A 12419-nucleotide genomic window follows, 5' to 3' on the forward strand; every position below is an offset into this window, starting at 1 on the left:
CATCACTCGGCGATCACGTAGGCCACAGCGACCAGGTCGGAGTGGGTGAGGCTGAGGTGCCAGCGGGACACGCCCGCGGCGTCGGCGAGTTCGGCGGCGCGCGCGGTCACGGCGAGCGAGGGCTTGCCCGACGGGTCTCGTTCGACCCAGACGTCGTGGAACCCGAATGCCCCGAGCCCGAGCCCGAGCGATTTCATGACCGCTTCCCTCGCGGCGAACCGCGCCGCCAGCGACGGCACCGGGTCGGATTGCGGAGCGACGTACTCGAGTTCGACCGAGGTGAAGAGCCGCTCTCGCATCGTCGGCGTCCGCTGGAGCGACACCCGGAATCGTTCGATGTCGACGACGTCGACCCCGATCCCGATCATGGTCGGATCACCCGTCGCGCCACAGATCGGCGGTGTCGGAGATCGGAGCGATGAGGAGGTCGTCGACCGGCAACTCGCCGAGCCGCGACTCGTCGAAATCGCCCTCGGTCTCGGTGACCCAGTCGACCAGGCGGGCGTAGCGGTTGTCGTAGCCCTGCAGGACACCCCGCATGGTGGCCGCGTCGAGACGGTCGTGCATCGTGACGTGGAGCAAGGTGATCCCGGTGCAGACCCCAGCTTTGACCTCGGGGACGAAGATGACGGTGCGACCGTCGCGCCGACCGCGAGCGACGAGCAGTTCGCGTCCATCGGCGACCCGGTGCTTCGTCCCGACGAGTCGGCTGTCGGTGTCGACCCGGCTCGTGAGGTCGCGGGAGATGCCACCCCGGTCGAGGATCGACACGGTGGCGCCGTCGATGCGATACCGGGTGAAGCCGACGACACTGTCGATCGCCGGGCTGAGGTCGGCGAGGATCTTCAGGGTGCGGTAGCTGAGCACGTCACGGCCGGCGCCCGCCTCGAGCGTCGCCTGCACCAGCAAGCGGTCGATGATGCCCTCGTCGCTGCGGCTGATGCCGACGGTGACGGTCTTGGCCTGGTGCTTGATGGCGTCGACCGGCCGGGTCAGCTCCTCGATCGCCCCGGTGAGCGCGGCCACCAACTCGTCGATGAGCGCAGCGGGCGTGCCGACCTTGCCCGACGAGCGGGCGTAGGCCTCGACCGGAGCATCGGACTCGAGGTCGCGGAGCAGGCCGACGAGTCGGACGGCGGTGCCGGCTTCGAGGTGGCCGTCGTAGACACGGTCGCGGAGCCCGTCGGTGAACCGCTGCGCCAGCGGCGGCAGTTCGTGTCGAATCGCGTCGAGAACGGCGTCGCCGCCGACGTGATCGGCGACCGACCGCTCGACCAGTTCGCGAGCTTCCCGCAAGGGCCGAGCCGACGCGTCGATCGCGAGGGCCGCCTCGTAGCCGAACAGGTGGCCGACCATCGCAGACAGGACGAACCCGAGTGCCGGGTCGACCGGTGGCACGGTGATGGTGGCCGCAGCGCTGAAGCGGGTCTCGCCCTCGTCGGCCACGACGATCGGCGTCGCCTTGTGGGCCCGGAAGATGGCGGTCTCCTTGGCGACGTCGTCGGCCGTGCTGCCACGGAGTCCGGCGGCGCACACGAGGATGAGCGGTTCGCTCGACAGGTCGATGTGCTTCTTGTCCTCGGTCGAGTCGGAGGCGATCGACTTGTAGCAGAGCTCGCTCAGCTTGATCCGCACCTCTTCGGCGGCGACCTTGTTCGGCCCGTTGCCGACGACCGCCCAGTACCGCTTCGGTGGGGCGAAGCGGCGTGCCGCCTCACCGATCTCGTCGCGTTTGGCGAGCACCTGCTGCATCGCCGCCGGCAGTTCGCGCAGACCCTGGAGAAGGTCGTGGCGTCGCCGAGGTTCGCCGACGCCCGCCGCCTCGGCGACGGCACAGGCGAGCAGCGCGCCGGCCGCGACCTGCGCGTAGAACGCCTTGGTCGACGCGACGCTCATCTCGACGTCGCGCCCGTCGGAGGTGTACAGGATGCCGTCGGCTTTGTCGACGAGGTCGCTGGCACGACGGTTGACGATGCCGATCACGGCGGCCCCGCGCGCCCGGAGCAGATCGACGGTGCGGTTGGTGTCGGTCGTCGTGCCGCTCTGGCTGACGGCGATCGCGAGCGTGTCGCTCATGTCGAGCCGCAGGTGGAAGCCGCTCAGCTCGGTCGCCGTGATGGCGTCGACGTCGAGCGCGCCTTGGCAGAGTTCGTCGAGGATCGCTGCGGCGCTCTGGCCGGCGACGGCGGCGGTGCCCTGGCCGATGACCCGGATCCGGGTGATCGAACCGTCGGCGAGACGGGCGGCGATCTCGGGCGGCAGGGCTCGCTCGCCCACCGATGCGCGCAGCATGCCGTCGTGTTCGACGATCTTGGTCCGCAGCGTCTTGCGGAAGCTGTCGGGCGACTCGCCGATCTCCTTGACGAGGAAGTGCGGGGCGGTACCGCGATCGATGTCGCGCGTGGTGACCTGGGCGGTGACGATCTCGTCGGCGGTCACCGGGACGTCGCTCCCGTCGTAGCGGACGCGGCGGAGACCGGCGAGTTCGCCGGCATGGGCCGCGTCGAGCACGACGATCTCGCCGCCGTGTTCGCCGTCGAGTCGCAGGTACGAGTCGGTCTCTTCGACGACACCGTACGGCTCGCTGGCGACGATGTATGCGTCGTCGGCCAGGCCGACGTACAGCCCTTGGCCGCTGCCGTTCAGGGCGAGCATCATCGTGGTCGGGTCGCTCGCCGCCATCGCACCGATGGCGACCGACCCGTCGAAGGTGGAGACGGTGCGCCGGAACGACTCGACGAGATCGGTGCCGCTGCCGGCGTGTCGTGCGACGAGCGTCGGGATGATCTTGGCGTCGGTCGTGACCTGCGGGTGCACGCGCAGGTGGTGCTCGACTCGGAGGTCGGCGTGGTTGTCGACATCGCCGTTGAGTGCGGCGACGACGTACGGCGTTGCATCGATGGACGGCGACGATTCGAGCTCGTCGCTGTTGAGCGGATGGGTGTTCGGTTCGGAGATGATGCCGACGCTCGCCCAGCGGGTGTGCCCGAGGACGGCAACGCGAGCGGTGTCGACCGCGAGGGCGCGTCGGAGCAGGTCGTCGCCTGCGACGGCGGCTCGGAGCACACGGGTGTTGTCACCGAGTTCGCCGATCTCGGCGGCGGCCTTGTACGCGAACGAGAGCACGCCGTCGGCGACGCGCAGCGATCCCGACTGGTACATCGGGTCGGCCGACCGTTCGGTGACGGCCGCCCGAACCGCCGGATCGTCGAGATCGAGACCGTGGTCGTGCACGAAGACGTTGATGCCGGCCGAGTCGCGGCCGCGGACCTCGAGGCGGTCGATCGCCGACAGCGACTGTTGCACGGCGAGGTAGCCGGCAACGGCTCCTCGGCTCGCTTGACGTCCGGCGAGCGCTGCGACCTCGCGAGCGGTCCGCAGACGATCGTGTCGGATCGACCACAGCACGTCGCGGAGCGCGATCGATGCCGCCGCCCGGCGCTCGACCTCGTCGGCGGCGACAACGCCCTCGTCGAGCTCACCGTCGAATTCGGCGATCGCAGCGTCGAGGCGAGTCAGGCGCGCCTCGATCTCGACGACGAACTCGTGGCGGTCGATCAGCGCGAGTGCACCCGGCACGCCGGCGAGGAGTCGGTCGGCGGCCGACAGCTCGGTCGCCGCCGTCGCCGGGTCGGCAACGGCGGCCTCGGCAGCGTCGAAGGCCGCGAGGATCTCCTGCTCGGTCGGGATCGGCCGGGTCGGGGGACGGCTGATGATGCCGACGATGCCGCACATGCCATGCAGGCTACCGACACCGAACTGTCACATTCGGTCACGTCCGGTCGGATGATGTCTGACATCATCCGACCGTCATCATCCGACCCGGCGTCAGGAGCGTTGTTGGGCGAGGAGGCTGCGGCGCACCTTGCCGGCTTCGTCACGAACCGGTTCGTCGACGAACTCGTACGAGCTGGGACACTTGTACGACACGAGGTGTTCGGCCATGTGGGCCCGGAGCTCGGCCTCGTCGGCACCGCCCGGTGCCTCGACGACCGCATGGACCCGTTGTCCGAGGTCGTCGTCGGGGAGGCCGATGACGGCGCAGCTGTGGACGGCGGGGTGGGCGTCGAGCGCCGCCTCAACCTCGGCCGGATAGATGTTCGCCCCGCCGCGCAGGATCATGTCCTTGCGGCGATCGGCCAAGTAGACGTATCCGTCGGCGTCGATCCACCCCATGTCGCCGAGGCTCTCCCACTCGCTGTCGCTGAGCCGCTTCGGGTCGGCGCCGAGATAGCGGTACGTGCTGCCCGCCCCGGCATCGGCCCGCATGTAGATCTCCCCGACCTCGCCCGGCGGGACCTCGACCCCGTCGTCGTCGAACACCCGCATCTCCCCGACGATGGGTCGGCCGACCGAACCACGGTGCTCGAGCCACTCGCGGCCCGTGATCCAGGTGATCGACTGCACCTCGGTCCCGGCGTACAACTCGCACAACACGTCGGGCCCGACCCACTCGATCCACTCCTGCTTCAGCCACGCCGGGCAGGGAGCGGCCATGTGGATGCACGTCTCGAGCGATGTCAGGTCGGCCGCCGCCTTCACCTCGTCGGGCAGCTTCGAGATGCGCTGCATCATCGTCGGGACGAGGTACAGGTACTTGGGCCGCAGCTCGGTCACGGCACGAAGGACCTGCTCACCGTCGAACCGGGGGAAGTTCACCACGTGGTTACCGTTGACGAGGCCGAGCGTGGTCGAGGTGAACGGCGCGTTGTGGTAGAGCACGCCGGGCACGATGCAGGTGTCCCGGAGCGGGATCGACAACCCGACGGCACCGACCTCGAACGCTCCGGGGTTCTGCGCCAGGATGATCTTCGGTCGCCCGGTGCTGCCGCCCGAGGTGGGCGCCTTGAAGTGGGTCGCCGTGCGATCCGGCAGCGGCTCGTCGCTGATCGAGGGATCGGGCTGCCAACCGACCGGGATCGACCGATGGTCGGGAACGCGCCCCGGGTCGGCGCCGACGACCAGTGACGAGTCGGCGAGCTCGACGATCTCGGTCAGTTCACGACCCGGCAGCTTCGCCGACACGGGCTGCGGCGTCGCCCCGAGCTTCCAGACGGCGATCGCCGCGGACACGAAGTCGGTCGAGTTCGGGAGCGCGATTGTGACGAGATCGTCCTGTTCGACGCCGAGCTCGGCGTACGCACGTGCCAACCGGTTGGTCCCGCGGTCGAGTTCGCGCCACGAGAGCGTCGTGTCACCGCAGGTGAGTGCCGGGTCGTGCGGCCGCTCGGCGGCGTGTCGCGAGATGATCGACGAGATCGACTGAAGCGCCATGTCCGCGCACTGTAGGGAGCCGCTGGCCCGGCGTCGCTACCGAGCAGCCGGACGGACGATCAGTCGTGCCGGTGACGCCAGTACATCGGGACGCTGGCGACGAGGTAGCGCGCCCCGCCGACCATCGCCGTCACCCGCGCCCGGCGCGTCGGGAGCGTGCGGCGACGGATCCGGTCGAACTCCGGCTCGCCGATCGACTCGCGCCACGCCAGGCTCTTCTGTGCCGCGTGGGTCGTGAACCCGCCGAGGAACCTCGGCAGACGTTCGAATCGAGCGCCGGCGTCGGCCATCCGGCACACGAGGTCCCAGTCCATCGCGAACTGGAACGAGTCGTCGATACCGCCGATGCGTTCGTGGAGTGACCGCCGCCAGAACATCGTCTCCTGGGTGATGTAGCAGCGCCACTGATAGGCGCCCCTCGAGTGTCGCGGCAGCACCCATCGACCGACCTCGCGGGCCCGATCGTCGAGCACGATCCGGTGCCCGTAGACGACGTCGACATCGGGGTGATCACGAAAGTACCGGCCGACGGTGACGAGTGCGCCGGGGAGCGACAGGTCGTCGGAGTTGAGCCAGGCGACGATGTCGGTGTCGATCCGCGCCATGCCTCGGTTGATCGCGTCCGACTGACCGTCATCGGGTCCTGACTCGACGGTCAGCCGGCCGGATTCGGCGTAGGCCCGCACGATGTCGACGGTGCCGTCGGTCGACCCTCCGTCCTGCACGGTCATGGTCAAACGGGGATAGTCCTGGTCGAGGACACTGTCGATCGATCGGGCGATGAACGTCGCCTGGTTCATCGTCGGCATCACGACGCCGATCGTGGGCAACGTCTCGTCCGGCTCGGCCCACAGTGGCTCGGGCATCCGGGCGGGTTCGGGCTCGTGCTGCTCGAACGATCCCAGCACGAGGCCGGCGGGCATCAACAGACGTTTGACGGTCCGGGGGATCCCCACGGGCGGTCGCTACCGGACCTGTGCAGCGAGGCGATCGGCCGTCGCCCGTGCCTGTTCGGCGGTCGGCGCCTCGACCATGACGCGGACGAACGGTTCGGTTCCGCTCGCTCGGACCAGGATCCGACCGGTCTCGCCGAGTTCTGCCTGGGCGGCGGCGATCTCGTCGGCGAGTTCGGCGGCGATGTCGGGGCGGCGTTCGGCGACGGGGATGTTGACGAGCACCTGCGGCAGCTGCGTCATGGCCTCACGGGCGAGTCGCGACAGTCGGCGCCCGGAGCGCTGGACCACGTCGAGCAGCACGAGCGCGGTCAGGAGGCCGTCGCCGGTGGTCGCCCAGTCGGAGAAGATCACGTGGCCCGACTGTTCGCCGCCGAGCGAGTAGCCGTGTTCGTTCAGCGCTTCGAGCACGTAACGGTCGCCCACCGGGGTCTCGACCACGGCGATCCCGGCGGCTTCCATCGCCAAGCGGAACCCGAGGTTGGTCATGACGGTCACGACGACGGTGTCGTCGCGCAGGAGTCCGCGAGCGCGCAGATCGGCGGCGCAGATCGCGATCACGTGGTCGCCGTCGACCACGTCGCCCTGCTCGTCGACGGCGATCAACCGATCGGCGTCACCGTCGAGCGCGATGCCCACCTGGGCCCGTTCGGCGGTGACGACGGCGCGCAACCTGTCGACGTCGGTCGCACCGCAGCGATCGTTGATGTTGCGGCCGTCGGGCCGGTCGTTGATCACGACGACCTGGGCGCCGGTGCGTGTGAACACGTCGGCAGCGAGGTGCGACGCCGCGCCGTTGGCGGCGTCGACCACGACCCGCATGCCGGTGAGGTCGCGGCCGTCGAGCGTGCGGAGCAGGTGCTCGACGTACGCGTCGGCCGAGCCGCCACGACCGTGGACGAGGCCAGGGTCACCCGACGGCGGGTCGAGTTCGACGAGTTGCGCCTCGATGGCACGCTCGACGTCGTCGGGCAGCTTGGTGCCGCCGACGGCGAACAGCTTGATGCCGTTGTCGTGGTACGGGTTGTGCGAGGCCGAGATGACGGCACCCATCGCACCGAGGCGTTGCGCCTCGAAGGCGACCGCCGGGGTCGGCGTGACACCGAGTCGGTGCACCTCGACGCCTTCGGCCGCCAGCCCGGCGACGAACGCCGCCTCGAGCATCGGCGTCGACAGTCGGCTGTCACCGCCGACCACGGCCACAGACGCACGAAGGACCTTGGCCGCTGCGCGACCAAGGTCCAGTGCGAACGAGGCGGTCAGATCGGTGTTGGCCCGACCCCGAACTCCGTCGGTGCCGAACCGCACGCCCGAAACGCCTCGTGGATACGCCGACGAATCAGCGCTTGGTGAACTGCGGAGCCTTACGAGCCTTCTTGAGGCCGTACTTCTTCGACTCCTTCTTGCGGGAGTCGCGAGTGAGGAGACCGGCTTCCTTGAGCGCCGGACGGAGCTCGGGGTCGATCTCGATCAGCGAACGGGCGATCGCCATCCGGAGCGCTCCGGCCTGGCCGGTGATGCCACCGCCGTGGATCGAGGCGTCGATGTCGTACGACTCCTCGGCCTCGGCGACGCGGAGCGGCTCGGACACGACCATCCGCTGCGCGGAGGTCGGGAAGTACACGTCGAACGGACGACCGTTGATCGTCACGGTGCCGGTGCCGGGGCGGAGGCGGGCACGAGCCACGGCTTCCTTGCGGCGACCGGTGGTCTGGGTGAGCGGGTGCGTCATGAGTCTCTCGTCTTCTCTCAGCGCTTGATCTCGAGCGGCGTGGGCGACTGGGCGGTGTGCGGGTGCTCGGGGCCGGCGTAGACCTTCAGCTTCGAGACCTGCTTGCGGCCCAGCGGGCCCTTGGGGAGCATGCCGCGGATCGTGCCACGGACGGCTTCGGCCGGCTTGCGGTCGAGCAACTCGGCGTACGACTGCGACTTGATGCCGCCCGGGTACCCGGAGTGGCGCCAGACCCGCTTGTCCTCGGCCTTGTTCGAGCCGCTCATCACGACCTTGTCGGCGTTGATCACGATGACGTGATCGCCGGTGTCGATGTGGGGGCTGAACGTCGGCTTGTGCTTGCCGCGCAGGACACGGGCGACCTCGGTGGCGAGGCGACCGAGGATCATGCCCTCGGCGTCGACCACGTACCAGTCACGCTGGATCTCGCTGGCTTTCGGGGTGTACGTCTTCATCGTTCTGAGCTTTCGACTGCTTTTCGTCGGCACAGCCCACCGCGAATCAATCATCGAATCAGTGGCAGAAGGCTGCAAAATGAACCGGGTAATCCTACGGGCGCGCGTTGCGCTGCGACAACGCCGCGTCGCGCGAGTTCGCGTCACGACCTGAGCGGCGCCGACGGACGGCGTCGATCAGCAGCCACCCGCCGAGCCCGATGACGAGCGGGTCGATCGCGTTCCGGAAGCGGACCTGCTCCCCCAACTCGAAAGCGATCCCGGCGACGAGGGTCCACGCGACCGTCCATGCCGCGACGATCTCGGGCAGATGTGCGGCGCCGTCCCGACCGACCGCGACGCCTCGCCGGACGCCGGTGACGAGTACTGCTCCGGACAGGGTGATGAGCAGGATCGAGACCGGGGTGCGATGGACCCAGAGCGACGGAGCCCCCCAGCTGTCGGGCAGGGGCGGGTGAGGCGCACCGACGAGGGCGGCCCGGGTGCCGAGTTCGAGTGGTGTCCAGAGTGCGGACCGGTCGGCGGGGTCGACCTCGGGGAGTCCGAACCAGTTGTTCGCCGCCCAGAGTCGCCCGCGCACCCACGCGCCAGGGTGTTCGCGAATGATCGTCGACGCGTCGCTCGACGCCTGGTCGTACGCCACGAGGAAGCAGCGCGCGTTGTAGTTCGGCACGACCCCGTCGTCGAACGCGCCGGTCCGGTACTGCCGGGGCAGGGTCCGGGTCGGCGAGTCGAGCGCGCCGGTGCCGCTCTGGTCGGCGTCGAGGCACGGTCCGTCGAGTGCCCATCGAGCGAGTCCGACACGCCAGATCTCGCTGATCCGGCCGTCGGTCGTCATCTGCTCGAGCGCCGTCTCGTCGGTTGCCGGGGACACCGAACGCAGCAGGTTCATGCCGGTCAGGGTCGACACCGTCGGGCGTTCGACGACGACCTGGTTCTTGACCGCCCATCCGCCGATCACCACGAGCGGAACGGCGATCGCGACGGCGACGTTGGCGGGTCGGAGGACACGTCGGTGGGCGATCAGTACCAGGACCACGACGCCGACGAGCCAGACGGGGTGATAGAGCGTGCGGGTCGCTGCGAGCGTGGTCGAGACGACGATCGGCGCGGCGACGGCCCATCGGCTGCCCGCCGGCCGGGTCGTCGTCCAGACCAGGAGGCAGGTGAGCGTGGCGACGGCGAAGTCGTACCGCGGTTCGAAGGCGTGCAGCATCACCTGCGCGTTCAGGGTCGCGAGCGCCGTCAGTCCGACTGCCCATCCGGGTGGTGCGCCGAGCGCGCCGAGGAGGGCACAGAGTGAGGCGGCGAGGCCGATGCCGAGCGCCAGGGTGACCAGTTGGAGCGTCAATGCGTCGCCGAACGGGCTCCAGCCGCCGGCGGCGCCGACGACCAGGTTCCACACCGGCGGCTGGATGTGGAGGCTCCACACGGCCGACACGGGGGCGTCGAACAGGTCGTCGGCGGGCACGAACTGGTAGCCGGCGTAGACCGGTCGCAGCGAGTACCCCTGGCCGGTGACGCGTAGCAGCAGCCACCATGACGCCCAGATCCCGCCGGCGACGACGGGAGGTGTCACCCGACGCGATTCCCACACGACCACGTGTTGTAGCAGACCGGCGGGCGGCGACGCGGCGCAGGCGGTCAGGCGTCCCAGCGGCGGCCGTCGTACCCGACGGCCCAGAGCACCAGCCCGTGGGGTGGTGCGACGCCGCCGGCGGCGTCGCGGTCGCAGGCGGCGATGATGTCGGGGATCGACGCGGCGCCGAGCCGGCCGAGCCCGATGTCGACGAGGGTGCCGACGGTCGACCGAACCTGCTGGTGGCAGAAGGCGCTGCCCTTGATCTCGAAGCGGAGCATGGGCGTGTCGTCGACACGTGTCCAGCCGACCTCGTGCATGATCCGCACCATGCTGGGGAGCGGATGGTCGGCGTCGACCTTGGGTTTGCGGCAGAACGAGCTGAAGTCGTGTTCGCCGAGGAAGTCGGCGGCGGCACGCTGCATGGCGTCGAGATCGAGGGGGCGGCCGACGTGCCAGGCGACGTCGGCCAGGATCGGGTTGGGCGCCGGGTCGTTCCAGACGTGGTAGCGGTACTGGCGCCAGGTGGCCGAGAAGCGGGCGTCGAAGTCGGGTTCGGTCCAGTCGCCATCTCGGATCGAGACGTCGGGTGCGCACAGCTTGTTGATGCGCCGGGCGAATCGGTGGAGGTCGGTGTCGGCGGGGAGATCGCCGGTCACGACCTGCCCCCAGGCGTGGACGCCGGCGTCGGTGCGACCGGCCCCGGTCAGCTCGACGGGCCGACGGAGCACCCTGGTCATCGCGGCCATGAGGTCCCCCATGACGGTCCGCACCCCGTGATTCGGCGCAAACCCCCGAAACTTCGCCCCGTGATACGCCACCGTGAACCGACACCGCCGCAGCACCACATCGGCGGTATCGACGCCATCGACGGTCCGGCCTGGCTCCCCCTCGCTCACCGCCCCAGTATGCCGTGAAGGGAAAACGCAGAAGTCCGGCCCCGCAGGACCGGACTTCGCAAGTTCTTCTCAGTTCACTGATTCGGGATCAGATTCGTCGAGCGCAAGGCAGACGAGTCCCGAGTTGCCTTTCGGCAACGAGCGGACGATGTCAACGCAGCGATCGGCGAATCTGGCCCGAAGCAGATCAGACGAGTTCGATGCGGGCCATGGGGGCTTTGTCGCCCTCACGCGGCCCGAGCTTCAGGATGCGGGTGTAGCCACCGTTGCGCTCGATGTACCGCGGGGCCACGTCGTTGACGAGCTTGTGGGTCATCTCGCGGTCACCCAGGTAGCCCTGGATCTGACGGATGCGGTGCACGCGCATCGGACCGTCCTGGGCCTTCTTGGCCTTGGTGATGAGCTTCTCGGCGACCGGGCGCAGCGCCTTGGCCTTGGCCTCGGTCGTGGTGATGCCCTCGGCGGCGAAGAGCGAGGCAGCGAGGTTCGCCATCATGAGGCGCTGGTGCTGCGAGCTGCCGCCGAAGTTGCGGGCGCGTCGTGGGGTTGCAGGCATGTCGGTTCTTTTCCTTGTATCCGTTCGAAGCGGTTCAGCCGCGCAGCGTCAGGCCGCGCTCGTCCAGCTTCTCCTTGACCTCGTCCAGGCTCTTCTGGCCGAAGTTCGTGATGTTGAGCAGGTCGTCCTCGGTCTTGGTGAGGAGTTCGCCGACCGTGTTGACCTGGGCGCGCTTGAGGCAGTTGCGGGGGCGCTCCGACAGGTCGAGGTCTTCGATCGGGAGTTCGAGGTCGGGCGAGCTCGTGGCCGTGTCGACCATCTCGCCGAGCTCGAGACCCTTGGGCTCCTCGGCCATGTTGGCGACGAGGTCGACCAGCGAACGCAGGGTCGCACCGGCCGAGGCGAGGGCGTCGGCGGCCGGCATCGAGCCGTCGGTCTCGACCTCGAGGATCAGGTTGTCGTACTCGGTCGACTGCTCGACGCGGGTCGGCTCGACCTCGAAGCTGACGCGACGGACCGGGCTGAAGATCGCATCGATCGGGATGACGCCGATCGTGCGGGACTCGGTCTCGCGCTGGCTCGAGGCGTAGCCACGGCCCTGCTCGACCGTGAGGTCGATGGCGAGGCGGGCCTTGCCGTTGAGGGTCGCGATCGGGAGATCCTTGTTGAGGATCTCGACGTCGGCCGGGCATTCGATGTCGCCGGCGGTGACGACGGCCGGGCCGCGCACGTCGAGGCGCAGGTTCACCGACTCCTCGGCCTCACAGGTGAGGACGACGTCTTTGAGGTTGAGGATGATGTCGGTGACGTCCTCGGCGACACCGGAGATGGTGTCGAACTCGTGGAGGGCGTCGTCGAAACGAACCGTCGTGATGGCTGCGCCGGGGATCGACGACAGGAGGGTACGACGGAGCGAGTTGCCGAGCGTGTGGCCGAAGCCGGGCTCGAGCGGACCGATCGCGAAGCGCTGCTGATTGTTGGACTCCTCGCCGAGGGCTTCGACGGAGGGGCGCTGCATGACGAGCATGATG

General features: G+C 69.2%; 10 protein-coding genes and 1 pseudogene. All 11 read right to left on the bottom strand.

Annotation, left to right across the window (positions count from 1 at the left end; genetic code table 11):
• Window positions 1-2 precede the first annotated feature (2 nt).
• Window positions 3-368, bottom strand: a complete 366-nt coding sequence (locus BDK89_RS16945) for a holo-ACP synthase (protein ID WP_133870076.1) — start codon at window positions 366-368, stop codon at window positions 3-5.
• 7 nt (window positions 369-375) lie between these two features.
• Window positions 376-3735: an SIS domain-containing protein gene (locus BDK89_RS16950; protein WP_133870077.1), complete on the bottom strand. Its 3360-nt coding sequence runs from the start codon at window positions 3733-3735 to the stop codon at window positions 376-378.
• Between the two features lie 93 nt (window positions 3736-3828).
• Window positions 3829-5274 carry an AMP-binding protein gene (locus BDK89_RS16955; protein WP_133870078.1) on the bottom strand — a complete coding sequence of 482 codons (1446 nt, stop codon included), beginning with the start codon at window positions 5272-5274 and terminating at the stop codon, window positions 3829-3831.
• A gap of 59 nt (window positions 5275-5333) precedes the next feature.
• Window positions 5334-6230: a glycosyltransferase family 2 protein gene (locus BDK89_RS16960; protein ID WP_133870079.1), complete on the bottom strand. Its 897-nt coding sequence runs from the start codon at window positions 6228-6230 to the stop codon at window positions 5334-5336.
• Window positions 6231-6239: 9 nt separating this feature from the next.
• A complete protein-coding gene (gene glmM, locus BDK89_RS16965) occupies window positions 6240-7535 on the bottom strand; it encodes a phosphoglucosamine mutase (RefSeq protein ID WP_133870080.1) in 1296 nt (431 codons plus the stop codon).
• Between the two features lie 31 nt (window positions 7536-7566).
• On the bottom strand, window positions 7567-7980 hold the full coding sequence (rpsI, locus tag BDK89_RS16970; protein WP_424955305.1) for a 30S ribosomal protein S9: 414 nt from the start codon (window positions 7978-7980) through the stop codon (window positions 7567-7569).
• Window positions 7977-8414 carry a 50S ribosomal protein L13 gene (rplM, locus tag BDK89_RS16975; protein WP_133870082.1) on the bottom strand — a complete coding sequence of 146 codons (438 nt, stop codon included), beginning with the start codon at window positions 8412-8414 and terminating at the stop codon, window positions 7977-7979. The genes rpsI and rplM overlap by 4 nt, the downstream gene beginning before the upstream one ends.
• Window positions 8415-8508: 94 nt before the next feature.
• On the bottom strand, window positions 8509-9993 hold the full coding sequence (locus BDK89_RS16980; protein ID WP_133870083.1) for a hypothetical protein: 1485 nt from the start codon (window positions 9991-9993) through the stop codon (window positions 8509-8511).
• A gap of 65 nt (window positions 9994-10058) precedes the next feature.
• Window positions 10059-10892, bottom strand: a complete 834-nt coding sequence (gene truA / locus BDK89_RS16985; protein WP_133870084.1) for a tRNA pseudouridine(38-40) synthase TruA — start codon at window positions 10890-10892, stop codon at window positions 10059-10061.
• A gap of 190 nt (window positions 10893-11082) precedes the next feature.
• Window positions 11083-11448: pseudogene (gene rplQ, locus BDK89_RS16990) on the bottom strand (50S ribosomal protein L17); the annotation flags it as partial.
• Between the two features lie 34 nt (window positions 11449-11482).
• Window positions 11483-12406, bottom strand: coding sequence for a DNA-directed RNA polymerase subunit alpha (locus BDK89_RS16995; protein ID WP_243839205.1), 924 nt, complete (start codon window positions 12404-12406; stop codon window positions 11483-11485).
• Window positions 12407-12419 lie beyond the last annotated feature (13 nt).

Origin of the sequence: Ilumatobacter fluminis (genome assembly GCF_004364865.1) — a bacterium.
Lineage (GTDB): Bacteria > Actinomycetota > Acidimicrobiia > Acidimicrobiales > Ilumatobacteraceae > Ilumatobacter > Ilumatobacter fluminis.